20 protein-coding genes are annotated in these 24,775 nt (G+C 64.6%); 8 read left to right on the forward strand and 12 right to left on the reverse strand.

Features of this window, described 5'->3' with window-relative positions:
• Positions 1-54 precede the first annotated feature (54 nt).
• On the forward strand, positions 55-453 hold the full coding sequence (locus ACNFCH_RS11565) for an NUDIX domain-containing protein (protein ID WP_337157305.1): 399 nt from the start codon (positions 55-57) through the stop codon (positions 451-453).
• Positions 454-717: 264 nt separating this feature from the next.
• Here the strand turns inward: ACNFCH_RS11565 and ACNFCH_RS11570 are convergent, their stop codons facing one another.
• From ACNFCH_RS11570 to ACNFCH_RS11585, 4 genes are all read right to left on the reverse strand, one after another.
• Positions 718-1,269, reverse strand: a complete 552-nt coding sequence (locus ACNFCH_RS11570; protein WP_337157306.1) for an ATP-dependent Clp protease proteolytic subunit — start codon at positions 1,267-1,269, stop codon at positions 718-720.
• Between the two features lie 48 nt (positions 1,270-1,317).
• Positions 1,318-1,704 (reverse strand): low affinity iron permease family protein, encoded by a 387-nt coding sequence (locus tag ACNFCH_RS11575; RefSeq protein ID WP_337157307.1) that lies wholly within the window; start codon positions 1,702-1,704, stop codon positions 1,318-1,320.
• A 28-nt stretch (positions 1,705-1,732) separates the two neighbouring features.
• A complete protein-coding gene (locus tag ACNFCH_RS11580; RefSeq protein ID WP_337157308.1) occupies positions 1,733-1,867 on the reverse strand; it encodes a hypothetical protein in 135 nt (44 codons plus the stop codon).
• Between the two features lie 100 nt (positions 1,868-1,967).
• Positions 1,968-4,211 carry a putative bifunctional diguanylate cyclase/phosphodiesterase gene (locus ACNFCH_RS11585; protein WP_416742821.1) on the reverse strand — a complete coding sequence of 748 codons (2,244 nt, stop codon included), beginning with the start codon at positions 4,209-4,211 and terminating at the stop codon, positions 1,968-1,970.
• Between the two features lie 141 nt (positions 4,212-4,352).
• Between ACNFCH_RS11585 and ACNFCH_RS11590 the strand changes: the two genes are divergently transcribed.
• The 3 genes from ACNFCH_RS11590 (at position 4,353) to ACNFCH_RS11600 (ending at position 7,805) form a co-directional block, all read left to right on the forward strand.
• Positions 4,353-5,972 carry an NADP-dependent glyceraldehyde-3-phosphate dehydrogenase gene (locus ACNFCH_RS11590; RefSeq protein ID WP_416742822.1) on the forward strand — a complete coding sequence of 540 codons (1,620 nt, stop codon included), beginning with the start codon at positions 4,353-4,355 and terminating at the stop codon, positions 5,970-5,972.
• A gap of 111 nt (positions 5,973-6,083) precedes the next feature.
• Positions 6,084-6,551: a VOC family protein gene (locus ACNFCH_RS11595; protein WP_416742823.1), complete on the forward strand. Its 468-nt coding sequence runs from the start codon at positions 6,084-6,086 to the stop codon at positions 6,549-6,551.
• 63 nt (positions 6,552-6,614) lie between these two features.
• A complete protein-coding gene (locus ACNFCH_RS11600; protein ID WP_416742824.1) occupies positions 6,615-7,805 on the forward strand; it encodes a hypothetical protein in 1,191 nt (396 codons plus the stop codon).
• A 374-nt stretch (positions 7,806-8,179) separates the two neighbouring features.
• Here the strand turns inward: ACNFCH_RS11600 and yiaY are convergent, their stop codons facing one another.
• Positions 8,180-9,328 (reverse strand): L-threonine dehydrogenase, encoded by a 1,149-nt coding sequence (gene yiaY / locus ACNFCH_RS11605; protein WP_337157313.1) that lies wholly within the window; start codon positions 9,326-9,328, stop codon positions 8,180-8,182.
• Positions 9,329-9,499: 171 nt separating this feature from the next.
• Complete coding sequence (gene ilvA / locus ACNFCH_RS11610; protein ID WP_416742825.1) at positions 9,500-11,062, reverse strand: threonine ammonia-lyase, biosynthetic; 1,563 nt, start codon at positions 11,060-11,062, stop codon at positions 9,500-9,502.
• Between the two features lie 312 nt (positions 11,063-11,374).
• Here ilvA and ACNFCH_RS11615 point away from each other — a divergent pair, with 312 nt between their 5' ends.
• Positions 11,375-12,466: a GGDEF domain-containing protein gene (locus tag ACNFCH_RS11615; protein WP_337157315.1), complete on the forward strand. Its 1,092-nt coding sequence runs from the start codon at positions 11,375-11,377 to the stop codon at positions 12,464-12,466.
• 210 nt (positions 12,467-12,676) lie between these two features.
• On the opposite strand, the gene ACNFCH_RS11620 is transcribed toward ACNFCH_RS11615, so the two are convergent.
• Together ACNFCH_RS11620 and ACNFCH_RS11625 are read right to left on the reverse strand one after the other, a co-directional pair.
• Positions 12,677-13,975, reverse strand: a complete 1,299-nt coding sequence (locus ACNFCH_RS11620; protein ID WP_337157316.1) for an ATP-binding protein — start codon at positions 13,973-13,975, stop codon at positions 12,677-12,679.
• A gap of 6 nt (positions 13,976-13,981) precedes the next feature.
• Positions 13,982-14,683, reverse strand: coding sequence for a response regulator transcription factor (locus ACNFCH_RS11625; protein WP_070090929.1), 702 nt, complete (start codon positions 14,681-14,683; stop codon positions 13,982-13,984).
• A gap of 170 nt (positions 14,684-14,853) precedes the next feature.
• Here ACNFCH_RS11625 and ACNFCH_RS11630 point away from each other — a divergent pair, with 170 nt between their 5' ends.
• The 3 genes from ACNFCH_RS11630 to mobA all read left to right on the forward strand — a co-directional run bounded on the left by ACNFCH_RS11630 (position 14,854) and on the right by mobA (position 19,803).
• A complete protein-coding gene (locus ACNFCH_RS11630) occupies positions 14,854-16,029 on the forward strand; it encodes an efflux RND transporter periplasmic adaptor subunit (protein ID WP_337157317.1) in 1,176 nt (391 codons plus the stop codon).
• 11 nt (positions 16,030-16,040) lie between these two features.
• Positions 16,041-19,166, forward strand: a complete 3,126-nt coding sequence (locus tag ACNFCH_RS11635) for an efflux RND transporter permease subunit (protein ID WP_337157318.1) — start codon at positions 16,041-16,043, stop codon at positions 19,164-19,166.
• A gap of 61 nt (positions 19,167-19,227) precedes the next feature.
• Positions 19,228-19,803, forward strand: coding sequence for a molybdenum cofactor guanylyltransferase MobA (gene mobA, locus ACNFCH_RS11640; RefSeq protein WP_416742826.1), 576 nt, complete (start codon positions 19,228-19,230; stop codon positions 19,801-19,803).
• 135 nt (positions 19,804-19,938) lie between these two features.
• Here mobA and ACNFCH_RS11645 read toward each other — a convergent pair whose 3' ends face one another.
• The 4 genes from ACNFCH_RS11645 to peaB form a co-directional block, all read right to left on the reverse strand.
• Positions 19,939-21,627, reverse strand: coding sequence for a fatty acid CoA ligase family protein (locus ACNFCH_RS11645; RefSeq protein ID WP_416742827.1), 1,689 nt, complete (start codon positions 21,625-21,627; stop codon positions 19,939-19,941).
• Positions 21,628-21,857: 230 nt separating this feature from the next.
• Positions 21,858-22,979: a quinohemoprotein amine dehydrogenase subunit beta gene (peaD, locus tag ACNFCH_RS11650; RefSeq protein WP_337157321.1), complete on the reverse strand. Its 1,122-nt coding sequence runs from the start codon at positions 22,977-22,979 to the stop codon at positions 21,858-21,860.
• A gap of 32 nt (positions 22,980-23,011) precedes the next feature.
• Positions 23,012-23,335: a quinohemoprotein amine dehydrogenase subunit gamma gene (gene qhpC, locus ACNFCH_RS11655; protein WP_043214471.1), complete on the reverse strand. Its 324-nt coding sequence runs from the start codon at positions 23,333-23,335 to the stop codon at positions 23,012-23,014.
• A 1-nt stretch (position 23,336) separates the two neighbouring features.
• Entirely contained in the window at positions 23,337-24,767 is a 1,431-nt protein-coding gene (gene peaB / locus ACNFCH_RS11660; RefSeq protein WP_416742828.1) for a quinohemoprotein amine dehydrogenase maturation protein, read from the reverse strand.
• Between the last annotated feature and the right edge of the window lie 8 nt (positions 24,768-24,775).

Below are 24,775 nucleotides of genomic sequence, written 5' to 3' on the forward strand. Positions count from 1 at the left end.
GCTGGCACCAAAGGCCCAATTCAGTAGGAATACTGGATTTTGCCTGGAGCCCGCATGAAGCCCGTCAAGCACCGCGCCACCGTGATCTGCCGCCATGGCAGGAACACCCGCAAATGGCTATGGGTAAGAAAGCCCAAAGCCGCGTGGACACTGCCCGGTGGCAAGATCGAGCCAGGCGAGACCCCTGTCGAGGCTGCCGAGCGCGAGCTGTTGGAGGAAACCGGGCTCAAGGCGCGGGCCCTGACCTTCCTGATGCGCTATGAGTCGCCCGAGCGGGTGCACTACGTCTTCGAAGCCGAATTCACCGAGGCGCCACGGCCCGAGGCCAGCCATGAAATCGCCGACTGCTGCTTTGCGCACCTGGACCGGGTGTCCGAACTTAAAGACGACATCCGGCTGCTGATCCAGTCGCTGCTCGCCTGTGACCGGTGCGTGGCCGACTCCGTGCGCTAAAGCTTGCCCGTCTTTCGGCGGTGCCCTTTTCGCGGGTAAACCCGCTCCCACAGGTTCTCCGGTGCTCTCAACAACACCGCTGTGCCTGTGGGAACTGCGCAGGGTATTTGCACGGCTGAAAAGTGCCAAGGAATACCAACCGAAGGCGATTCGAGCTTGTCGGGCATCATAGAATCTCCCACAGGTACCGCGGTGATATCGAGAACAATGGGAGCGGCGGTTCGGCGCTCCGATTTACCTGTGAAAAGGGCACATCAGCCTGACTCAGGCATGCACACTGTGCTGGCACGCATCGGCCTCGATCGGCATCTCGTCGATGGCATCGATCATGCCGCAGGCCAGCGCTTCATTGGCGCTCAGGATGCGCGGATAGGCCATCAAGTAACGCGGCACATCGAGCACTTCACTGGCGCCCTGGGTCCGTTCGGCCACGATCTGGGCATACAGGCGCAGGTCGTAATCCAGGCTCATGGCATATTCGGCCATGCGTGAATGGTCCACCGAACCGTGCAAGGTCCAGTGGAATGGATGGAACAGGAACTTGCTCAGCACGCACGCGGTACGCCGCTCGCCGGCCAAGAACAGGATATTGCCCATGGATTCCACCGTGCCCAGGTTGTGGGTATGCACCGGTACCGGCAACGAGCGCAGGAAGTTGTACAGCGTAAAACCGTAGCTGCACTCCCCGCCCATGGTCGCGATGTTGATCTGCAGAATCTCGGCGCCCTGTTGCAGGGCGCGGGTACAGGTGGTGATCAGGTTGCCGCAGGTGGATGAATTGATGGGGCCTGTGAAGTGGATGATGTGTCTGGCCATGCTTGCCTCCAAAGTTGGCGAAATCAGTCCAGTGAAGCGGGCAGACGGTCAGTCGGACTCGTCGGTGGCGGCCGGTGGCAGGTCGTCGCAGCCCTCGCCTATCTGCTGGTACTGCTTGCGCAGGGCATGCAGCTTGACCGGGTCCATGTGTTCCAGATCCAGCAGTGCCTTGTGTGCCTTGTGCGTGGTACGCAGCAGTTCGTCGATCTTTATGTGCAAGACGTCGTTGTCGCGGTTCTGGGTGTTCTGGATCAGGAACACCATGAGGAAGGTGATGATGGTGGTCGAGGTATTGATCACCAGTTGCCAGGTGTCGTTGAAGTCGAACAGCGGCCCGCTCACGGCCCAGGCCAGAATCAACAACAACGCAATGCCAAAGGTCAGCGGACGGCCGGCCCACTTGGCCAGCCATTGGGCGAATCGATCGAATTTCATGCCGGCGGTCCTCCTCTGCTGCCGGCATTCAGCCGGGCAGCTTGTCCTCGCCGGGCAGGCCCTGCAAATCAGGGTCGTCGGGCATGACCTCAGGGTCATCCTCGGGCTGCTCGCTGGCCTGGGGAAGCTCGTTCAGTTCGTCGAACTCGTGGTCGGTGTTCATGGGGCTGCTCCTTTGACAGTACCGGGTGGACAAAATCGACCCCGGCATGCGGTGGAATCGCCCAGCGCGGCAAAGTTCAAAACGATGGCGCCGGCCCCGGTCAGAGGCCCAGCGAATGCCCCTTGGCTTGATGATCGGTAAGCCAACGCTCCAGCGCTGGCGCCGGCATCGGTCGCCCGAGCAAAAAGCCCTGGCCCTGGTCGCAACCGACGTTGCGCAGGAAGTCGTACTGCGCCTGGGTCTCGATGCCCTCGGCGGTGATCCGAAAGCCCAGGGCGTGGCCCAGGTCGATGATGCCCCGGGCCACCGCTTCGGCGTCGTCATCGCCGGGCAGATCCTTGATGAACGCACGATCGATCTTCAGGTGATCGATCGGCAGTGCCCGCAGGTAGGCCAGCGACGAATAGCCCGTGCCAAAGTCGTCCACCGCCGTGACCACCCCCATGGCCTGCAACTGCGCCAGCACCGCGCAGGCCTGTTGCTGGCTTTCCATCAGCAGGCTTTCGGTGATCTCCACCTCCAGCAGGCTTGCCGGCAAATCGTAACGGGCCAGGGCCGTGGCCAGGCTGGCGACATAGTCGCTGCGCTCGATCTGCAACGCCGCCACATTGATCGCCAGCGGTCCAGGCAGGCAGTCCGCCGCGCGCCAGGCCGCCAGTTGGGCGCAGGCCAGTTCCAGCACTCGTTCACCGAGGGGAATGATCAGCCCGGTGCGCTCGGCCAAGGGAATGAACTCGCCCGGCGAGACCAGCCCATGGTCGGGATCGCGCCAGCGTACCAGGGCCTCGACCCCTTCCAGGCGACCGCTGAACAGGTCCAGCTTGGGTTGGTACCACAGCTCGAACTCATCGTATTCCAATGCCCGGCGCAGGTTGCGCTCCAGCTCCAGACGCTGCTGCAGGCGCTCGGTCATCTCCGAATGGTACGGGCGCCAGCCGTTGCGGCCACCCTCCTTGGCCGCGTACATCGCCGTGTCGGCGTGGCGCAGCAGGCTGTCGGCATCCTCGCCGTGCTGCGGGCATCGGGCCACGCCGATGCTACCGGTGACCAACGCGGCATTGCCGTTGAGGTCGAACGGTCGCTGCAGGCACCGCAGCAAGGCCTGTATTTGCAGATTGACCTGGCCCTGGCTGCCCTGAAGCATGAACACGAACTCATCACCGCCCAGGCGGCAGACCCGATCGGCGCTGTGCAGCTCCTGCAGAAAACGCGCCGTCGCCTGTTGCAGCAGCAGATCGCCCATCGGGTGGCCCAGGCTGTCGTTGACCTGCTTGAAGCCATCGATGTCCAGGATCAGCACCGCCAGGCCGTGGGCCTGGTCGATCGCCTCGGCCAGCTGTCGTCTGAACAGCACCCGGTTGGGCAAGCCGGTGATGGTGTCGTAGTGAGCCAGACGCTCGAGCTGCGCCTGAGACTGGCGCAGCTCGCGGTTGCGCTGCTTGAGCAGGCGCTGGTTGCCATTGAGCTGGGCGACGAACAGGCTGAACAGCCCGGTGCAGATCAACGCGAACATGAACAAGGGCGAGGTGAACAGGCCCAGTACCGGCCAGCCGTCGCGAGGGGCAGCAACCAATTGCCAATGACCTCCTGGCACGTTCACCGCCTGGCTGAGCAGCGGGTCGTTGAACAGCTGCGCATCGCCCCAGATCATCGCGCCTTCGGCACCCTTGCCGTCGGCGCCCCGTACCGCGACCTGGAAATCCATGTCCGGTCTTAGCCCCGCCGCCCATAACAAGCGATCGATATCGGCGACGATCGACACATTGCCCCAGTAGAACTTCACACCGCGCTTGCCATTGACGAACACCGGCCGGCGATAGATCAGCGCCCGTCCGCCCTGGTACAGCTGGACAGGGCCGGCCAGCACCGGCTGACGTTGCTCGCGGGCCGACTGCAGCATCGGGTACTGGTCGGCCAGGTGGCGATAATCCAGGCCAATGATCGCGAGGTTGCCTTCTCGCGGGGACACATCACCGATCACATCGTCCTGGGCCAGGGCGATGTGATGCATGTAGGGCACCGACTCGAGGGCGTCCTGGGCCATGCCATGAAAATGTTCGGGGCTGATCCGCCCATCGGTGGCGATCAGCTGGGCAATGCCTTCGGCCTCGCCGAAGGCAGCACGCAACTGGGCTTCCAGGGCACCGCGCACACCGGACAAACGCGCCGAGATGTTAGCGATCTGCTCGCTTTTTTCGCGCTGGTTGTCCAAATGCCCAAGCACCACCGACAGGCCGATGCCGACCACGGCGAAACCAACCGGCAACAGGCGATGGAGGGTGCGCCGCAGTGCGCAATTGGCGGGCGAGGCCTGTTCATCGAGGGAAAGGGGAAGAGTCTTCATGAGCCGCGGTCGAGTTCGATTGATCCTGTATCGGCGTGCCAGCGGCAAATTTGAGCCACACTGGTGTTTTTCTGCGACAGGGTGCATGCTCACAAGCTGAAGCGTTTCACCAAGCCAAAAACAACGTGAGGTGCCGTACCGATGGATCCTTTGCTCGATTCGCTGTTTCCTGCTGCCGACGACATTCCCGAAGCCTGGCGCCTGGGCGCTCCGCTGGAGCAGCGCGACTATCTGGTAGGCGGCGAGCTGCGCCGCTGGGACGGCCCGTTGGCCACGGTGCGCAGCCCAGTCTGGCTCAAGGAAGGCGATGGCGAGCGCCAGGTGATCCTGGGCAGTGCGCCCCTGCTCGATGCCGACACCGCCCTCACCGCCCTGGACGCTGCGGTGCAGGCCTACGACAAAGGGCGTGGCACCTGGCCGACGATGCGCGTGGCCGAGCGCATCCAGCATGTCGAGACCTTCCTGGCGCGCATGCGCGAGCAACGCACGGCGGTGGTCAAGCTGCTGATGTGGGAGATCGGCAAGAACCTCAAGGATTCGGAGAAGGAATTCGACCGCACCTGCGACTACATCGTCGACACCATCAACGCCCTCAAGGACCTGGACCGGCGCTCCAGCCGCTTCGAGCTCGAGCAAGGCACCCTCGGCCAGATCCGTCGCGCGCCGCTGGGTGTGGCCCTGTGCATGGGGCCCTACAACTATCCGCTCAACGAGACCTTCACCACGCTGATCCCGGCGTTGATCATGGGCAACACCGTGGTGTTCAAGCCGGCCAAGTTCGGTGTGCTGCTGATCCGCCCGCTTCTGGAGGCGTTCCGCGACAGCTTCCCACCGGGGGTGATCAACGTCATCTATGGCCGTGGCCGCGAGACGGTCAGCGCCCTGATGGCCAGTGGCAAGATCGACGTGTTCGCCTTCATCGGTACCCATAAGGCCGCCAGCGACCTCAAGAAACTGCACCCGCGTCCACACCGGCTGCGCGCAGCCCTGGGCCTGGACGCCAAGAACCCCGGCATCGTCCTGCCCCAGGTGGACCTGGACAACGCCGTCGAAGAGGCCGTGACCGGCGCCCTGTCGTTCAACGGCCAGCGCTGCACCGCACTGAAGATTCTGTTCGTCCATGAAGACGTGGTTGCGCCGTTCCTGGACAAGTTCCAGCGCAAGCTCGCCGCCCTCAAACCCGGCATGCCCTGGGAGCCTGGCGTGGCCCTGACGCCGCTGCCGGAGCCCGGCAAGATCGACTACCTCGACGCCCTGGTGGCCGACGCCACCGACAAAGGCGCACAGGTGCTCAACGAAGGCGGCGGGCTCAGCCGTGGCTCGTTCTTCTACCCCGCCCTGCTCTACCCGGTCAGCGCCGACATGCGCGTCTATCACGAAGAACAGTTCGGCCCCTTGGTACCCGTGGTGCCCTACCGCGACCTGCAAACGGTGATCGACTACGTGCTCGACTCCGACTACGGCCAGCAGTTGAGCCTGTTCGGCAACGACCCGCAGACCATCGGCATGCTGGTGGACACCTTCGCCAACCAGGTCGGGCGCATCAACCTCAACGCCCAGTGCCAGCGCGGGCCGGACACCTACCCGTTCAATGGCCGCAAGAACAGCGCCGAAGGCACGTTGTCGGTGCACGATGCGCTGCGGGTGTTCTCCATCCGCACCCTGGTGGCCACGAAGTTCCAACAAGCCAACAAGGAACTGATCAGCGAGATCATTCGCAACCGTCAGTCGAGCTTCCTGACCACCGATTACATCTTCTGAGCACCGCGTTTATAGAAAATCGATCTAACGATCGTGTCGATTTTCCCTCTGTGCAAACGACTCTAAGCAACAGGGCGCCACCCGGCGCCCTCATGCAAAGGAGAGTCGAACATGGCAGTCAAACCTATTCCCGAAGGCCAGCACAGCATTACCCCGTACCTGGCCATCAACGATGCCGCCAAGGCCATCGAGTTCTACAAGAAAGCTTTTGGCGCTGTCGAAATGTTCCGCCTGGACGCCCCGGGCGGGCGCGTCGGCCATGCCGAACTGAAGATTGGCGATTCCTCCGTGATGCTCGGCGACCCCTGCGATATGGAAGGCGGCCTGACCGCCAGCCAGAAGCTTGCTGGCGCCGCCGTGGGCCTGCATTTGTATGTGGAAGACTGCGACAAGGTCTACGCCCAGGCCCTTGCCGCCGGCGCTACCCAGGTGTACGAGGTGAAGGACCAGTTCTATGGCGACCGCAGCGGTACCCTGAAAGACCCGTTCGGCAACCTGTGGTTCGTCTCCACTCACAAGGAAGACCTCACCCCCGAGGAAATCCGCGACCGCGCCGCCAAGATGTTCGGCGGCAGCTGAGCGACACGTTGAAAGCGGCGCGACTTTGCTTGAAGCTTGGGGCTCGTAGCTTGGAGCTGCTTCATGCGAATCATCGACAAAACCGCCGCGCCTGTGCGCAGCCTGACCCCGGCCGAAGAGGAACTGCTGGTCGGCTTTGCCGCCGGCACCCTCGCTGGCCCTCGGCTGCTGCAGGCCAACCAATGGCTGATGAAGGTGCGCAGCGCCAATCAGTGGCTGGCCTGCGATTGCCGGCGGGACGCCCTGCCAGTGCTCAATGTCACCCTCAACGGCAGCACCGGCACCCTGTTTTTGCGTAACAACCCGGACACCCCCGAACATGCCCCGGGCTGCCCGTTCACCAAAGTCGAGCGCGAAGCCGGCGAACGCACCGAGCAGGCCACGCAACCTGCCGCGTGGCTCGCGCCCGATACCCCGCTGCGCCTGCTGGGCGATTACCCCACCGCTGGCGAAGGTGGCTCAGCCGGCGCCGGTGCCTCCACGGAGCGCCGCGAACAGCAGCGTTTGCTGTCTTTACTGCTGACCTGGATGGAAGCCAGCGGGCTCAACGTCTATGCCACGCACCTGAAAAAAGACCTTACCGCCCAATTCGCCGACCTGCGTGGCGTGGCCACCCGCTACCCGTTGGTCGAGCGCGTACCGGCGAGCAACTACCTGGAAACCCGCCTGGACATGAAGCACATGATGATGCTCAAGTCCCGCCTGCGCGAAGCCACGGCATTCGGCAATCACCGCCGCCATGGGCTGTTGCTCGACTGCGTCGACCAGATCAAGGGCCGCAAGGTCTTCAACGCCCGCACCGAAGACGGCTTCGACTTCCAGGGGCATCATCTGTACTGGGACGGCGGCAAGACCCACGGGCCGTTGCTGGCCTTGATGCTCTATTCGCCGACCACCGCCGGCAGCCATTTCTACGAACTGATCCATGTGGCGAGTGTCCCGGTGCTGTCACGCGGGCACCTGTTCCCGGTGTACCGCGATGAAGAGCGAGAGCCGCTCAAGGCCTTGGTGTCGTTGATCGACTGGATGGCGAGCAAGGGTGTCAAGGTGTTGATGCGCCGGCCGGTGATTGGCGGCCAGGTGATGGACGAACTGGTGCTGACCTCGGACCAGGACCGGGTGTTGTCGGTATCGCTGCTCGAGCAACCGATCGGACCTGAGCCTGACACCGATAACTTCAAGCGCTACGCCGACTTCAAGAGCCTGGAGACCTTCCGCAAGTTCGTCGCCGGTTTCTTCATGCGTGAACGCTGAAGGCAGCGCCGCCCTCTTCGCGGGTAAACCCGCTCCCACAGGTTCACCGTTGCCCTGAAGCGCAGCGCGGCTCCTGTGGGAGGTTCACCGTTGCCCTGAAGCACAGCGCGGCTCCTGTGGGAGGTTCACCGTTGCCCTGAAGCGCAGCGCGGCTCCTGTGGGAGGTTCATCGTTGCCCTGAAGCGCAGCGCGGCTCCTGTGGGAGGTTCACCGTTGCCCTGAAGCACAGCGCGGTTCCTGTGGGAGGTCCATCGTTGCCCTGAAGTACAGCGCGGCTCCTGTGGGAGGTTCACCGTTGCCCTGAAGCACAGCGCGGCTCCTGTGGGAGCGGGTTTACCCGCGAAAGCGTCGGTACAGACGCTCCAAGACTTGGCCTAGAACGCCGCGTTGAAGATCGCCTCGATCTCCGCCTGGCTCGCCGGGCGTGGGTTGGTCAGCCCGCAGGCATCTTTCAAGGCGTTGGCCGCCAGCAGCGGCACATCCTCGACCTTCGCCCCCAGTTCTGCCAGCCCCGCCGGAATCCCGATCGCCGCAGCCAGGTGCTCGATGGCCGAAATCGCCGCGCCCGCGCCCTGCTCGGCATCCAGCGCACACACCTTCACGCCCATGGCCTTGGCCACATCGCGCAGCCGTGTAGCGCTGACCTTGGCATTGAAGCGCTGCACATGGGGCAGCAACACCGCATTGCACACCCCATGAGGCAAGTCGTAGAAGCCGCCGAGCTGGTGCGCCATGGCGTGCACATACCCCAGTGATGCATTGTTGAAGGCCATGCCGGCGAGGAACTGGGCATAGGCCATGTTCTCCCGCGCCTTGAGGTCGCGGCCATCGGCAACGGCCTGGCGCAGGTTGTCGCTGATCAGGGTGATGGCCTTGAGCGCGCAGGCATCGGTGATGGGCGTGGCCGCCGTGGACACATAGGCCTCGATGGCATGGGTCAGGGCATCCATGCCCGTGGCGGCAGTGAGGCTTTGCGGCATGCCGACCATCAACGCCGGGTCGTTGACCGACAGGATCGGCGTGACGTTACGGTCGACGATGGCCATTTTCACGTGGCGCGCCTCGTCGGTGATGATGCAGAACCGGGTCATCTCGCTGGCCGTACCGGCGGTGGTGTTGATCGCGATCAATGGCAATTGCGGCTTGCTGGAACGATCGACCCCTTCGTAGTCACTGATGTGGCCACCGTTGGTGGCGCACAGGGCGATGCCCTTGGCGCAGTCATGGGGCGAGCCGCCGCCCAGGGAGACCACGCAATCGCACCGCGCCTGGCGCAGCATGGCCAGCCCCGCTTCGACGTTGGCGATGCTCGGGTTGGGCTTGGCACCATCGAACACCACCGAGTCGATGTCGCGCATGGCCAACATGCCTGCGATGCGCTCGGCGACCCCGGCCTTGACCAGGCCCGGGTCGGTGACGATCAATGCCTTGCGCAGGCCAAAGCCTGCGATGGCAGCCATCGCCTCCTCCAGGCAGTCGATACCCATGATGTTGACGGCGGGAATGAAGAACGTGCTGCTCATGGCCGAATCCTCGCGAAAAGTCTGTGTACCTTCGAGAATCCGCCTGATTGCGATAAGGGGTGTTGATCCAGCGCAAGGCCACGCCTACATGGGCAACACGGAACCTCTAGGCGCTGGCAACGCCTGCGATGGGCCGCGTAGCGGCCCCAGATTGAACAGCGTGCGAGCGCCTCACCCCAAGAACAACCGATACGCCGGGTTCTCGGTTTCATCCCAGTAGCGATAGCCCATGTCATCCAGCGCCTGGGGCAGCCCCGACAGCTCATCGCTCGGCACTTCCAGCGCGGCGAACACCCGCGCCTCGGCCGCGCCGTGGTTGCGGTAATGGAACAGGCTGATGTTCCAGCGCTTGCCCAGCCGTTCGAGAAAGCCCAGCAACGCCCCGGGCCGTTCAGGAAACTCGAAACGCAGCACGCGCTCATCCGCCCCAGGCGCGGCATGGCCACCCACCGTATGGCGCACGTGCAGCTTGGCCAGTTCGTTGTCGGTCAGGTCCAGCACGTTGTAGCCCTGCTCGCGCAGGCTGGCCAGCAAATGCTCGCGCGGGTCATGCTGGGGGTGGGTCTGCACGCCCACGAACAGCCGCGCCTCCTTGCCCGGGAAGTAGCGGTAGTTGAACTCGGTGATCTGACGCTTGCCCAGCGCTTGGCAGAAGGCCCGGAAGCTGCCGGGACGCTCAGGGATGGTCACGGCGATGATCGCCTCGCGCTGCTCACCCAGTTCGGCGCGCTCGGCCACGTGACGCAGGCGGTCGAAATTGACATTGGCGCCGGAGTCGATGGCCACCAGGGTCTGGCCTTGGACGCCTTCGCGGGCCACGTACTTCTTGATCCCGGCCACTGCCAGCGCACCGGAGGGCTCGGTGATCGAACGGGTATCGTCGTAGATGTCCTTGATGGCCGCGCACAGCTCGTCGCTGCTGACCGTCACCACCTCGTCGACAAAATGGCGGCACAACTCGAAGCAATGGGCGCCGACCTGTGCCACCGCCACGCCATCGGCGAAGGTGCCTACCTGCGGCAGGATCACCCGCTCGCCCGCAGCCAGGGCGGCCTGCAGGCAATTGGAGTCCTCGGGCTCGACCCCGATCACCTTCACCTGCGGGCGCAGGTATTTGACGTACGCCGCGATGCCCGCAACCAGACCACCGCCGCCCACGGGGACGAAGATCGCATCCAGGGCGCCGGGTTGCTGGCGCAGGATCTCCATGGCCACGGTGCCCTGGCCGGCGATCACGTCCGGGTCGTCGAACGGCGGCACGAAGGTCGCACCGTCGCTGTCGGCCAGTTGCAGGGCATGGGCCAGCGCATGGGGGAAACTTTCACCGTGCAGCACGACATGCCCCCCCCGCGAACAAACGCCCTGGACCTTGAGCTCCGGGGTGGTGGTGGGCATGACGATGGTGGCCCGCATGCCCAGGTGCGAGGCGGCCAGCGCCACGCCTTGGGCATGGTTGCCGGCCGAGGCCGTGATCACACCACGCTCGCGCTGGGCCGGGGTCAGGCGCGACAAGCGGGTATAGGCCCCGCGGATCTTGAAGGAGAACGTCGGTTGCAGGTCTTCGCGCTTGAGCAGCACCTGGTTGCCCAGGGTGGCCGACAGCGCAGGCGCCCGTTGCAGAGGTGTCTCGATGGCCAGGTCGTACACCGGGGCGCTGAGAATGCGGCGCACCTGCTCCGAGAGCAGTTGCGCGGGCGTGACGGTGGTACGAGGGCTGACGCTGAGGTTGGTCATCGATGACTCCTGGTGTTTTCAAGGGCCCAGGAGTCGGAAAGAAAAAACCCGCCTCCAGGGCGGGTTCGGTGCACGTACGCGCTAGCCCGCCAATCCGATAATGGCGGTAATAATGCTGATGGCGTGACGCTGCAGGAATGGGTTCATGGGGTGGGAAATTAGCCCGACGCCCTGTAGGAAGTCAACACCCAGGTCGACGTTGCCAAGCTGGACCAGTCGAGCAGTCTGGGCTTGACTGTCTGGTGGCGGATTACCCCGCTCCTTCACGGTACCGAGAAAACAACAGAGAACTTTGAGGAGTTCCCTTCCAGCATGTTCAAGACCATCGAAGACCAGTTGCGCAAGCAGGTGGCCCCCGCCGCGCTGCGCGCCGAGTTCCGCCAGCACGAGTTCGAGGCCATGCGCCGGTTCTGCCTGCTGATCTTCTGCGTCAGCATCGTCATCTGGCTGATCTTCGACCTGCTCGTCAGCTACCTGGGCAACCAAGGCTTCACCTGGCTTTCGATGCTGTTTCTCGCCGCGCTCTGCGCCATCACGGTAGTGCTCGGCTTCACCCGCAAAAGCCGGCACTTCGATGTGCTCAACCTGGTGTTCATCGCAACCATCACACTGGCCATGCGCCTGGTGATCGATGGCATCCCCATTGCGCTGCGCCCGGTATGGCTGGTGCTGGGGGTCTCGACAGTGCTCTACAGCGTCTCGGTGCTGCCAGTGCGGCGCTGGTCGTTCTTTTGCGCCATGGCCATCACCTGGCTGGTGCTCAACCCGTTCCACCACACCCGCATCGAACTGCTGGAGCTCGAGGGCGCGATGCTGCTGAGCTATGCGGTGTTTCTCTGCGGGTTGGTGATCTATGCGTATCTACGCATGCGCCAGGCCAAGCTGCACAACTTCTACCTGTCCAAGGTCCTGCTGGACCAAGCCTACATCGATGCCCTCACCGAGATCCCCAACCGCCGCTCGTTCATGCTCAAGGCCGAACAGCAGTTGCAGGTGGCCGCATCCGGGCAGTACCTGGCGATGATCGACATCGACAATTTCAAGCGGGTCAATGACCGCTTCGGCCATGACATCGGTGACGAAGTCCTCAAGCGCGTGGCCGCGCACATCAAGGCGAGCATGAGCGGCTATGCCTTTGCCCGCCTCGGCGGCGAAGAATTCGCCATTTACTTCCAGGGGTTGGACCAGCAAGGCGCCGAGCGGCAAGTGGGGGCCCTGTGCCAGCGGGTGCGCGAAGACCTGAGCCCGCACCCGGTGACCATCAGCATCGGCCTGACCCGGGTCGACCACGGTGACACCCTGAGCATGGCCCTGGTGCGGGCGGACCAGGCGCTCTACGAGGCCAAGCACAGTGGCAAGGACCGCTTCGTCTCCTGGTCGGCCCAATTGGCCAAAGGAGCCTAATGTCTGAGTCGCCTGCCCTGGCCTTTTCGCGGATAGACCCACAGGTTTCAGCGCAATCCTTGAAGAAGCCGGCTTACCCGCAGATCTGGGTCCACCGCAGTCCTTGATGAACCCGGTTTACCCGCAGATCTGGGTCCACCGCAATCCTTGTGGGAGCGGGTTTACCCGCGAAGAAAGCACCTCGGTATCCAGAAACACCTTGGCCGTTCTCTAACCTGCCGGCAGGCGAATCCTGAACTGCGCCCCGCCAAGGGCTGACTGGGCCACGGTCAGTGTCCCGCCCTGCCCCTCGATGGCCCGCCGGCTGATGGCAAGCCCCAGCCCGAAACCGCCGGTGCTGCGATCGCGACTACGGTCCAGCCGGTAGAACGGCTGGAAGATCCGCTCGCGCTCCTCGGGCGGGATGCCGATGCCATCATCCTCCACGGTCACCAGGCACGCGCCATCTTCTTCCAGGCGCAGGCGCAGCAGCAGGCTTTCGTCGCAATAGCGCATGGCATTGCGCACCAGGTTTTGCACGGCGCGGGCGGTCAGGCGCGGGTCGAGCACAAAGCGCGGCAGCCGGGTCTCGGCCCGCACTTCCCACTGGATGCCTCGCCCGTCGAGCTCTTCGGCGAACCCGCCAAGCACACTGTCGACCAGCTCCAGCAACGACACCTCGACCCGCTCGCGGGCCTGGTCGGCATTCTGCAGGCGGCTGTAGGACAACAGCTCCAGCACCAGCTCATCGAGCTCACGCACGTGCCCGACCAGTTCCAGCAGGCGCTTGCGGCACGGTGGCGGCACCTCGTCGAACAACAGCACCAAGCCGAAATCCAACCGGGTCAGCGGCGTGCGCAGTTCGTGGGACACCGCATTGAGCAGTTCACGCTGCTGGTTGACGTGCCGCTCCAGGTCACTGGCCATGGTGTCGAACACCCCCGCCAGCTCGCCGATGTTCGAGCGCGGCGAAATATGGGTCCGCTCGGCCATCTGCCCCTGACCCAGGCGCCGGGCGGTTTCCTTCAGGCGTTCCAGGTCGCGCCAGTGCGGCCATACCCACAGCAGCAGGCAGCCGAGCATGGCTGCGCCGATCAGCACCGTGACGCCCCAGGACAGCAGGTTGATGTCCAGCGGGTCCGGCGGGGTGTAAAGGCGCACCAGCCAGTCTTGGTCCAGCGGTGCCAGGGCGGTGTCGTAGTAGCCCCAGTCGGCGATGCGCACCACGTTCTGACCCTGCGTCAGGCGCGCCCGCTCCTGCGCCGTCAGCTCGGCCTGGTCCATGCGCAGCAGCTTGATCTCCAGTGGCGCGAAGCTCTGTGCCAATTGCTGCTCCACCTGCGGCCACTGCTCGCGTGGGGTTTGCTGGAACTGGCGCACCAGCAGCGACTGCACACCCTTGGCCTGCTCCAGGTTGTAGGCCATGAAGCGGTCATGGAACAGGCCGACGATGGTGTCGGGGATGAACAGCAGCGCACCGGCATAGGCGGCGATGATGACCAGGTACAGGCGCACCAGAATCTTCAGCATGGCGCGTCAGTACTCCCACTCGACCCGGCTGAACAGATACCCCTTGCCCCACACCGTCTTGATCTTGCGCGCCTCACCGGCATGGTCATCGAACTTGCGCCGCAGCTTGGAGATGGCCACGTCCACCGAGCGGTCGGTGCCGTTGAACTCGATGCCGCGCAGTTGTTGGAGAATGCGGTCGCGGCTGAGCACCTCGCCGGCATTGCGCGCCATCACCACCAACAGGTTGTACTCACTGCTTGAAAGCTCCACTTCGTCGCCACGCCAGGTAACGACGCGCTCTGCCAGGTCGATGCGCAAGCCCCCGACCTGGATCAAGTCGCTGTCCAGGCGAGGCTCGTTGACCGTGCTGCGGCGCAGCAAGGTGCGCACCCGCGCCAGCAACACGCGGGGCTCGCAGGGCTTGGTGACGTAATCGTCGGCGCCCATCTCCAGGCCGAGCACCTGGTCATGGCTGTCGTCGCGGGCGGTCAGCATGAGGATCGGCAGGGATTGCGACTCCTGGCGCAGCAAGCGGCACACCTGCAGGCCGTCCAGGCCCGGCAACATCAGGTCGAGCACCACAAGGTCGGGCTTTTGCCGGCGGAACTCTTCCAGCACATGGTCGCCACGGGCGATCACCCGGACGTGAAAATCGTTGCGTTGCAGGTAGCTGGCGATCAGTTCGGACAAGGCACTGTCGTCTTCGACCAGGAGAATATTCGGCATAGGCGGTGAGAAGAACGGGTGAGTGGAGAGGGTTGACGCGCTGCAGGATATAGAATCCCATGCCGGTCAATGAGAATTCTTACACTTTTTCACATTCGTCCTACATAGCTTCACAGCCATGGCAGGAACGGCTGCCTTAGCATAGGCTCGGTCATTCTCGGAAGATCCGCATGTCAATTTCTTTCCCTTATCGCCTGCGCCCGTTGGCGCTTCTGGCGCTGTTGACCTTGTCCCTGGCCGGTTGCAACGACGCCGCCGAGCAGGACGAGCAGACACCCCCGCCTCAGGTGCGGGTCGAGACCGTGCAGGCCCGGCCCCTGGCCATCAGCACCGAGCTCAGCGGCCGCATCCTCGCGCCGCGTACCGCCGAGGTCCGCGCACGGGTGAGTGGCGTGGTGCTCAAACGTGTGTACCGCGAAGGCAGCGACGTCAAACAGGGCGATGTCCTGTTCCTGATCGATCCTGCGCCGTTCAAGGCCGACCACGATGCCGCCCGCGCCACCCTGGCCAAGGCCGAGGCCAACCTGTACCAGGCGCGCCTGCAGGAGCAGCGTTACCGCGAGCTGGTGGACGACAAAGCGGTCAGCCGCCAGGAGTACGACAATGCCCGCGCCGCCTTCCTCCAGGCCAGCGCTATCGTGGCCGAGGCCAAGGCAGCTTTGGAGCGGGCGCGCCTGAACCTGGGCTATGCCACGGTCACCGCGCCGATCTCCGGGCGTATCGGCCGAGCCCTGGTCACCGAGGGCGCGCTGGTGGGCCAGAACGAAACCACGCCGCTGGCGACCATTCAGCAGTTGGACCCGATCCACGCCGACGTCACCCAGTCGACCCGCGAACTCAACACCCTGCGCCGAGCCATGCGCGCCGGCGAGTTGCAGCAGGTCGGCGAAGGCCAGGCCAGGGCGACCTTGATACAGGATGACGGCACGGCCTACCCGCTGCCGGGCAAGCTGCTGTTCTCCGACATCAGCGTCGACCCGAGCACCAACCAGATCACCCTGCGCAGCGAGTTCCCCAACCCGGACCTCGACCTGCTGCCAGGCAGCTATGTCCGCGTGCGCCTGGACCAGGCCGTGCAACCGCAGGGCATCAGCGTCCCGCAGCGCGCCATCCTGCGCGACAGTGCCGGCGTGCCCAAGGTGCTGGTGGTCGATGCGCAGGCGCGCATCAGCGAACGCCAGGTGGTATTGGGCAACGCCCAGGGTGACCGCTGGATCGTCATCCAGGGGTTGGCCGCGGGCGAGCGCGTGGTGATCGAAGGCCTGCAACACGTCAAAGCCGGCGATCAGGTCCAGGTCGATCCGGCCCAGGACGCCTTGCCCATCGTCCAGCACACCGGCCAGTGAGGGCCTGATTCATGCCGCAGTTCTTCATCGACCGCCCGGTGTTCGCCTGGGTGGTCGCGCTGTTCATCCTGCTTGCCGGCGCCCTGGCCCTGCCCCAGCTGCCGGTGGCCCAGTACCCCAACGTGGCGCCGCCACAGGTTGAAATCTACGCGGTCTACCCGGGCGCCTCGGCGGCGACCATGGACGAAAGCGTGGTCAGCCTGATCGAGCAGGAGCTCAACGGTGCCGACAACCTGCTGTACTTCGAGTCCCAGAGCAGCCTGGGCAGTGCCACCATCACCGCCACCTTCGAGCCGGGTACCCATCCGGACCTGGCCCAGGTGGACGTGCAGAACCGCCTGAAGGTGGTCGAGTCGCGCCTGCCGCGCCCGGTGACGCAGCAGGGCTTGCAAGTGGAGAAGGTGTCCACGGGCTTCCTGCTGCTGGCCACCCTCACCTCCGAGGACGGCAGCCTCGATGAGACCGCCCTCTCCGACATCCTCGCGCGCAACGTGATGAACGAGATCCGCCGCCTCAAGGGCGTGGGCAAGGCCCAGCTGTATGGCTCCGAGCGAGCCATGCGTATCTGGATCGACCCGCAGAAGCTGATCGGCTTCAACCTCACGCCCAATGACGTGGCCGAGGCCATCGCCGCGCAGAACGCCCAGGTTGCCCCCGGCAGCATTGGCGATCTGCCAGGGCGCAGCACCCAGGAGATCACTGCCAACGTGGTGGTCAAAGGTCAGCTGAGCACCCCCGAGGAGTTCGCCGCCATCGTCCTGCGCGCCAACCCCGACGGCTCCACGGTGACCATCGGCGACGTCGCCCGGGTAGAGATCGGTGCCCAGGAATACCAATTCGGCACTCGCCTCAATGGCAAACCGTCCACCGCCTTCAGCGTGCAGTTGTCGCCGGGCGCCAACGCCATGGAAACCGCGACCCTAGTGCGGGCGAAGATGGAAGAGCTGGCGCGTTACTTCCCCGAGGGCGTGCGCTATGACATCCCCTACGACACCTCGCCCTTCGTCAAGGTGTCGATCCAGCAAGTGATCAGCACCCTGTTCGAGGCCATGCTGCTGGTGTTCCTGGTGATGTTCCTGTTCCTGCAGAACATCCGCTACACCCTGATCCCGACCCTGGTGGTGCCTGTGGCGCTGATGGGCACCTTCGCCACGATGCTGGCGCTGGGCTTCTCGGTGAACGTGCTGACGCTGTTCGGCATGGTCCTGGCCATCGGCATCCTGGTGGACGATGCCATCGTGGTAGTGGAGAACGTCGAACGGATCATGGCCGAGGAAGGCCTGCCGCCCAGAGAGGCGACGCGCAAGGCCATGGGCCAGATCAGCGGCGCCATCGTCGGCATCACTCTGGTGCTGGTGGCGGTGTTCCTGCCGATGGCGTTCATGAAAGGCTCGGTGGGGGTGATCTACCAGCAGTTCTCGGTGTCGATGGCGGTGTCGATCCTGTTCTCGGCCTTCCTGGCCCTGAGCCTGACCCCAGCCCTGTGCGCCACCCTGCTCAAGCCTTTGGCCAAAGGCGAGCACCATGAGCGCAAAGGGTTCTTCGGCTGGTTCAATCGCCGCTTCGAACGCATGAGCGAAGGCTATCAGCACTGGGTGGTCCATGCCCTCAAGCGCAGCGGCCGTTACCTGCTGGTCTATGGCGTGCTGCTGGCGGTGCTTGGCTATGGCTTCAGCCAACTGCCGAGCGCGTTCCTGCCTACCGAGGACCAGGGCTACACCATCACCGACATCCAGTTGCCGCCCGGTGCCAGCCGCATGCGCACCGAACAGGTGGCCGCGCAGATCGAGGCGCATAACGCCAAAGAGCCCGGCGTGGGCAACACCACGTTGATCCTGGGCTTCAGCTTCTCAGGCAGCGGGCAGAACGCGGCGCTGGCCTTCACCACGCTCAAGGATTGGTCCGAGCGCGGCGCCGAGGACAGCGCCCAGTCGATCGCCGACCGTGCGACCGAAGCCTTCAGCCAGCTCAAGGACGCGGTGGCGTTTTCCGTGCTGCCACCGCCCGTCGACGGTTTGGGCGAATCCACCGGCTTCGAGTTCCGCCTGCAGGACCGCGGCGGCATGGGCCACGAGGCGTTGATGGCCGCCCGCGATCAGTTGCTCGGCGAGGCGCGCAAGAGCAAGGTGCTGGCCAACGTGCGCGAAGCCTCGCTGGCCGAGAGCCCGCAGGTGCAATTGGAGATCGACCGCCGCCAGGCCAACGCCCTGGGCGTGTCGTTCGCCGACATCGGTGCGGTGCTCGACACCGCCGTAGGCTCGAACTACGTCAACGACTTCCCCAACCAGGGCCGCATGCAGCGAGTGGTGGTGCAGGCCGAAGGCGACCAGCGCAGCCAGGTGGAAGACCTGCTCAAGATCCACGTGCGCAACAACAGCGGCAAGATGGTGCCCCTGGGCGCGTTCGTGCAGGCCAAGTGGGTCAGCGGCCCGGTGCAGTTGACCCGCTACAACGGCTACCCGGCGGTGTCCATCTCCGGTGAGCCCGCCGCCGGCTACAGCTCCGGCGAGGCCATGGCCGAGATCCAGCGCCTGGTCGACCAGTTGCCGGCCGGCGCTGGCCTTGAATGGACGGGCCTGTCGCTGCAAGAGCGGTTGTCCGGCAGCCAGGCGCCGCTGCTGATGGCGTTGTCGCTGCTGGTGGTGTTCCTGTGCCTGGCGGCGCTGTACGAGAGCTGGTCGATCCCCACCGCGGTGCTGCTGGTGGTCCCGCTGGGCGTGCTCGGCGCCGTGCTGGCGGTGACCTTGCGCGGGATGCCCAACGATGTGTTCTTCAAGGTCGGCCTGATCACCCTGATCGGCCTGTCGGCGAAGAACGCCATCCTGATCATCGAGTTCGCCAAGAGCCTGGTGGACCAGGGCCAGGACCCGGTCAGCGCCGCCGTGCAGGCCGCCCGCCTGCGCTTGCGGCCGATCGTGATGACCTCGCTGGCGTTCATCCTCGGGGTGGTGCCCCTGGCCATCGCCACCGGCGCAAGCTCGGCGAGCCAGCAGGCCATCGGCACCGGCGTGATCGGCGGCATGCTCAGCGCCACCCTGGCGGTGGTGTTCGTGCCGGTGTTCTTCGTGGTGGTGATGCGCCTGGCCGGGCGTCGTCGGGCCGCCACGGACACTCAGGCGCAGCCCCACGACGCCTGACTGGACAACGCCTGCGTGACATGGGAGGGTTCCCGGCAGTGACTGCCTGGAACCCTTTTTCATGTCTGCTCCCCTGCCCCCTTGCTCCATCCTCATTCTCGCCGGTGGCCGCGGCCAGCGCATGGGCGGCCGAGACAAAGGCCTTGTGCCCTGGCACGGCGAACCGCTGGTGGCCCACGTGCAGCGCGTGGTACGGCCGCTTAGCGACGATGTGGTGATCTCCTGCAACCGCAACCACGAGGCGTACCGGGCCTATGCCGACCAGTTGGTGTCCGACGCCGAGGCGGATTTCCCGGGTCCGCTGGCCGGGGTGATCGCGGGGCTCGCGGCGGCACGGCATGACTGGGTGGTGGTGCTGGCGTGCGATGCGCCGCGCCTGGATCAGGCGCTGGTCCTGGACCTGCTGCGCCTGGCGGTCGAGCACGATAGCCCGGCCATGGTGCGCCAGGGCGGGTACTGGCAGCCGATGTTCAGTGTGTTGCCGCGCAAGGTATTGCCCCTGCTGGAGCAGGCCTGGAGCACTGGCGAACGGAGCTTGCAGAGGGCCTTGTTGCAGGAATCGCTGCAGGGGTTCGAGTGCATCGGGAATGATGTCAGGCTGGGCAACTTCAATAGCCCCAAGCATCTGGAAGAATAACCGCTGGAAAGACGCAGTCACTGTAGGAGCGGCCTTGTGCCGCGAAAGGGCCGCACAGCGGCCCCAGCGATTGGCTTTACCTGGCCTGTAATTCTCGGGGCTGCCTTGCAGCCCTTTCGCGGCACAAGGCCGCTCCTACAGGAGGCGCGCGCCTGCAGTAGATACTTCCTCGATACTGATCTCGCGCATCCGAAACTTCTGCACCTTCCCCGTCACCGTCATCGGGAACTCGTCCACGAAACGGAAGTAGCGCGGCACCTTGAAATGCGCAATGCGGGCCTTGGCCCATTCGCGCAGTTCCTCTTCGCTGGCGACATGCCCGGGATGGAAGCGGATCCAGGCCACGATCTCCTCGCCGTATTTGCTGCACGGAATACCGATCACCTGCACATCGGCCACCGCCGGGTGAGTGAAGAAGAACTCCTCCAGCTCCCGTGGATAGATGTTCTCGCCGCCGCGAATGATCATGTCCTTGCTGCGCCCGACGATGCGCACATACCCCTGCTCGTCCATCACCGCCAGGTCCCCAGTGTGCATCCAGCCCTCAGCGTCGATGCTCTCGGCGGTGGCCTTGGGGTTGTTCCAGTAGCCGAGCATCACGCTGTAGCCGCGGGTGCACAGCTCGCCGATCTCCCCTCGCGGCACGGTGGCGCCTTCGGTGTCGATGACCTTGCTCTCCAGCCGTGGCTGGGTGCGGCCCACAGTGGTCACGCGCAGCTCCAGCTCATCGTCCGGGCCGGTTTGCAGCGACACGGGGCTGGTCTCGGTCATGCCGTAGGCGATCTGCACCTGGGCCATGTGCATCTCGTGGATCACCCGGCGCATCACCTCGATCGGGCAGGTGGCGCCGGCCATGATGCCGGTGCGCAGGCTGGAGAGGTCGAATTCGCCGCGCTGGGGATGATCGAGCTCGGCAATGAACATCGTCGGCACGCCGTACAGCGCCGTGGCACGCTCTTCGGCCACCGCCCGTAGGGTGGCCAGCGGGTCGAAGGCGTCGTTGGGGTAGATCAGGGTGCTGCCGTGGGTCAGGCAGCCCAGGTTGGCCATGACCATGCCGAAACAGTGGTACAGCGGCACCGGGACCACCAGGCGGTCGTGCTCGGTCAGGCCCAGGCTTTCACCGACCATGTAGCCGTTGTTGAGGATGTTGTGGTGGCTCAAGGTCGCCCCTTTGGGGAAACCGGTGGTGCCGGAGGTGTACTGGATGTTGATCGGGTCGCTTGGCTGCAATTGCGCCTGGCGCTCGGCCAGCGCTTGGGCACTCACCAGCTCGGCGCGCGCCTGCAGATCATCCCAGGCGAGAAAGCCCGGCGGGGGTTCCTTGGCCAGGCTGATGACCCCACGTAGCTCCGGCAAGCGTTCGCAGTGCAGCTCACCTGGGCGGCTGCCCTGCAGCCCCGGCACCAGGCCCAGCAGCATGGCGTGGTAGTCGGAGGTCTTGAAGGCACCGGCGCAGATCACCCAGCGGCATCCGGCCTGTCCCAGTGCATAGTCCAGCTCGCTGCTGCGATAGGCCGGGTTGATGTTGACCAGGATGGCCCCGACCTTGGCGCTGGCGAACTGGGTAATGCACCATTCGGCGCAGTTCGGTGCCCAGATGCCCAGGCGATCGCCAGCCTGCACACCCAAGGCCATCAAGGCGCGGGCATGGCGGTCGACGGCCTCGGCCAACTGACGCCAGGTGTAACGCAGGCCCTGGTGGCGAACGATCAGGGCATCGCGCTCGGGAAAGCGCGCGACGGTGGCGTCGAAGACGTCGCCGATGCAATGAGTGAGCAAGGCCTTGTCAGGGTCGCCCTGGGAGTAGCTTGGCTGAAGCATGGGCACTCTCTTGTTGTTCTAGCGTTTATTGAGCAAGCCACTGTCCCCGCGCCCACAGGACTTGCGTCGTGCGCACCTATTGGCACACCCACGCGCCCTGTAGGAGCGGGTTTACCCGCGAACACGGGCGAAGCCCGTGCCATCCACCGCGTTGACGCCTCGATGAGCCCACTCCCACACGCTGTGCGAGGCGCACGTGTGAAAGAGGCCAACGAAGCAGCCACCACCGACTAGCGGACGAACACCTGGGTGGTGGTAATGGCCATGTCACCACCGGGCAGCTTGATGTTCTTCACCTTCTTCATCGTCTGCGGATCGAACACCGCGATGTCGTTGAAGGTCCCGGCCAGGTACAGCTTGCTGCCGGAGCGATCGAACGCCACGCAGTAGTAAGTGTGGTCCAGATTCGCGGCCTGGATCAGCTTGCGCTCCTTGATGTCATAGCGGGCCAGACGGTTGAGCACGCCGTACATCTGGTTGGGGTCCTTGGGCGAGCGCAGGCCGGTGAAGTACAGCTCGGTGAGGTCGGCGAACTCCTGGGTGTGGGTCTTGCCGGTCTTCAGGTCCACGGACAAGTAGCCATACAGCAATGCGGCCTCGTTCGGGTCCTGCTTGGCGTCCTTGAACTTGGCCACGGTGTAGAGCATCGAGAACTCATGGCGGCCAGTCTGGTGCGGCCAGAAGTACAGCACGTCCGGCGCGCTGTAGCCTGGGCGGTTCCAGTTGCGCAGGGGCAACGCCACCTCGTACTTGCCGGTATTCACGTCCATCTTGTAGATGTCCGCCCCGGCCACGTACAGGCTGCCGTCATCACCGGCGCGCATCAGGTAGACCTGGCGCGGCATGGGGAAGTGGCGCACCGGCTTGGCATCGAGCCCATCGGCGGTGCGGAACACCTCCAGGCGCGGCGGCTTGACCACGTAGTGGTCGTTCAGACGCTGGGTCGGGTTGACCGTTGCATACACTTCCTTGCCATCGGGGCTGATGGCGAAGGAGAACATCGAACGCCCCACCTCGCCCGGCACGCTGGAAAGATTGGCGTGGAAGGTGGTGCCACAGGTGTCCAGGTCGATGCCGTAGATGTCACCGAAGTGGTTGTTGAGCACATAGGCGGTGCGCTTGTCGGGTGCCATCATCGCCGTGCCGGGGCCGAAGGCGTCCGGCATGCGGCAGGTCTTGTAGAGCGTGTCGCTGGCCACATCCACCACGTGCAGGTTGTTCGGGTAGTTGGTGGCGATCAGGTACTCGTGGCCGGCCTTGAGGGCGGGCCCGGTGTCAGCGGCCTGGGCCGTCCAGGCGCCGGCACAGACGGCGGCGGTGAGCGCGAGCTGTGCGCAGAATCCAGGTTTCATGCGGTTTCCCCTTGTTGTTCTTGTCGGGCCGGTCACTTGTCTTTCGGGAACACGGTGCCCAGGTTGCGCCAGTCTTCCATCGAGTTGGTGGCCTGGGCGTTCCAGTCCTGGTAGGTGCTCATCATGTCCGGCACCTGGGCAGGCCACCAGCACGGGTCGGAGCAGCCGTACAGGTCGGCCTCCATCGGTTGGCACAGGGAGCTGACGCCGCCAAAGGCGTCCACTTCCCAGCCCGGGTCGGTGGTGGCGGTGCAACCGGCTACCGCACTCATGGCCACGACTTCTTCCACGCGGTCTTCAGCGGCGGCCTGCTCAAGGATGCGGGCCTTGTTGTTCAGGGGCTTCAAGTGCTTCATGTCAGTGCGCCTTCCGCGGAGTGATGTAGCGATCGATGAAGGCCGGGTTGGCGGCCATGATGCGGCTGTAGACTTCGATGCCGAAGTCCACCCAGTCGCGCATCAGTTCGCAGTAGTGGTAGGTCGGGTGGGTGGGGTCGCCATAGCGCGCGTAGCTCTCGTGGTAGCAACCGCCGGAACACAGGTTGCGGATGCGGCAGCTGTCGCAGCCGGTGCCGCTGCGGTCCAGGCGCTGGGACAGAAAATCATTGAGCTGCGCCTGTTTCACGCCTTGGTGCACATTGCCGAAGGTGGGCAGGCTGGAGCCGGTGAAGCGATGACAGAGGTTCAGCTCGCCTTCGTGGTCCACCGCCAGCATTTTCAGCCCGGCGCCGCACGGCAGGGCCTTCTTGTGCCCCTCGTGGATGTCGGTGATCAGCTGGTGCAGGTTGGAAAAGCCGATGTTGCGGTGCTCCAGCGCGGCCTCAAGGTAGCGCCGGCCCAGGGCCTTCATGTTGGCGAAGACCTGCACCAGCTCTTCGCCGGTCAGGTTGAAGCTGGCCATGTCGCCGGAGGTGACCGGGGCGAAACCGACCTCGGCGAACCCAAGTTCGTTGAACAGATGGTTCCAGATGGTCTCCACGTCGGTGATGCCCCGGGTCAGGGTGACCCGCGCCCCGACTGGCCGGCTGTGGTAGCGCGACAACAGCATGTCGACCTTGCGCCGCACCACGTCGTAGGTGCCCTGCCCGCCCACCGTAATGCGGTTGCGGTCGTGCACGGTCTTGGGCCCGTCGATGCTCACCGACAGACCAAAGCGATGGGCGTTGAGCCAATCGACGATCTCTTCAGTGAGCAGCGTGGCATTGGTGGTCATGATGAACTCGACCTGCTTGCCCGCTTCGGCGAACCGACGCTCGCAGTAGGCGACCATGTGCTCGATCAGCGGCCGGTTGGACAACGGCTCGCCGCCGAAGAACACCACGCTGTAGCGTTGCTCGTCAGGCGACTCCTTGAGCAGCATCTCCACCGAGGCTTCGGCGGTGGCGGCGCTCATCTTCTTGCCGGCCGAGGGTTTGTCCAGGTCTTCCTTGTAGCAGTAGGTGCAGCTGAGGTTGCAGCCGGTGTTGACGTTGAGCACCACGGTGTTGAGCGCCGTGCGCTCGACCTTGCGCAGGGCGATCTCCGGCGTCAGCGGCGAGCCGTCGCTGACCAGCTCCAGGGCGATCAGCTCACGCAGGGTGTCTTCGATGTCCTGGCCGGTGAAGCGTTGCCCCAGGCGCTGCACCAGCTCTTCGGCGGAGCAGCCCTGTTGGCGCAGGGTGTCGATGATGTCGCCGGTCACCGCATCGGCGGCGAACAGCGAACTGCTGGGGATATGAAAGAGCATGCGGTCGGCATCCACCTGCACTTCGTGCAGGTTGCGTTCGACCAAGTTCAATAGTGCGCCCATGGCGACCT

The sequence above is a fragment of the Pseudomonas sp. NY15354 genome, assembly GCF_048068075.1.
GTDB classification, from domain to species: Bacteria; Pseudomonadota; Gammaproteobacteria; order Pseudomonadales; family Pseudomonadaceae; genus Aquipseudomonas; species Aquipseudomonas guariconensis_C.

Bases quoted from the DNA above. Each gene is read 5' to 3' on its own strand.
- ACNFCH_RS11565 (WP_337157305.1), top strand. From the start codon at position 55: ATGAAGCCCGTCAAGCACCGCGCCACCGTGATCTGCCGCCATGGCAGG.
- ACNFCH_RS11570 (WP_337157306.1), bottom strand. From the start codon at position 1,269: ATGGCCAGACACATCATCCACTTCACAGGCCCCATCAATTCATCCACC.
- ACNFCH_RS11575 (WP_337157307.1), bottom strand. From the start codon at position 1,704: ATGAAATTCGATCGATTCGCCCAATGGCTGGCCAAGTGGGCCGGCCGT.
- ACNFCH_RS11580 (WP_337157308.1), bottom strand. From the start codon at position 1,867: ATGAACACCGACCACGAGTTCGACGAACTGAACGAGCTTCCCCAGGCC.
- ACNFCH_RS11585 (WP_416742821.1), bottom strand. From the start codon at position 4,211: ATGAAGACTCTTCCCCTTTCCCTCGATGAACAGGCCTCGCCCGCCAAT.
- ACNFCH_RS11590 (WP_416742822.1), top strand. From the start codon at position 4,353: ATGGATCCTTTGCTCGATTCGCTGTTTCCTGCTGCCGACGACATTCCC.
- ACNFCH_RS11595 (WP_416742823.1), top strand. From the start codon at position 6,084: ATGGCAGTCAAACCTATTCCCGAAGGCCAGCACAGCATTACCCCGTAC.
- ACNFCH_RS11600 (WP_416742824.1), top strand. From the start codon at position 6,615: ATGCGAATCATCGACAAAACCGCCGCGCCTGTGCGCAGCCTGACCCCG.
- yiaY (WP_337157313.1), bottom strand. From the start codon at position 9,328: ATGAGCAGCACGTTCTTCATTCCCGCCGTCAACATCATGGGTATCGAC.
- ilvA (WP_416742825.1), bottom strand. From the start codon at position 11,062: ATGACCAACCTCAGCGTCAGCCCTCGTACCACCGTCACGCCCGCGCAA.
- ACNFCH_RS11615 (WP_337157315.1), top strand. From the start codon at position 11,375: ATGTTCAAGACCATCGAAGACCAGTTGCGCAAGCAGGTGGCCCCCGCC.
- ACNFCH_RS11620 (WP_337157316.1), bottom strand. From the start codon at position 13,975: ATGCTGAAGATTCTGGTGCGCCTGTACCTGGTCATCATCGCCGCCTAT.
- ACNFCH_RS11625 (WP_070090929.1), bottom strand. From the start codon at position 14,683: ATGCCGAATATTCTCCTGGTCGAAGACGACAGTGCCTTGTCCGAACTG.
- ACNFCH_RS11630 (WP_337157317.1), top strand. From the start codon at position 14,854: ATGTCAATTTCTTTCCCTTATCGCCTGCGCCCGTTGGCGCTTCTGGCG.
- ACNFCH_RS11635 (WP_337157318.1), top strand. From the start codon at position 16,041: ATGCCGCAGTTCTTCATCGACCGCCCGGTGTTCGCCTGGGTGGTCGCG.
- mobA (WP_416742826.1), top strand. From the start codon at position 19,228: ATGTCTGCTCCCCTGCCCCCTTGCTCCATCCTCATTCTCGCCGGTGGC.
- ACNFCH_RS11645 (WP_416742827.1), bottom strand. From the start codon at position 21,627: ATGCTTCAGCCAAGCTACTCCCAGGGCGACCCTGACAAGGCCTTGCTC.
- peaD (WP_337157321.1), bottom strand. From the start codon at position 22,979: ATGAAACCTGGATTCTGCGCACAGCTCGCGCTCACCGCCGCCGTCTGT.
- qhpC (WP_043214471.1), bottom strand. From the start codon at position 23,335: ATGAAGCACTTGAAGCCCCTGAACAACAAGGCCCGCATCCTTGAGCAG.
- peaB (WP_416742828.1), bottom strand. From the start codon at position 24,767: ATGGGCGCACTATTGAACTTGGTCGAACGCAACCTGCACGAAGTGCAG.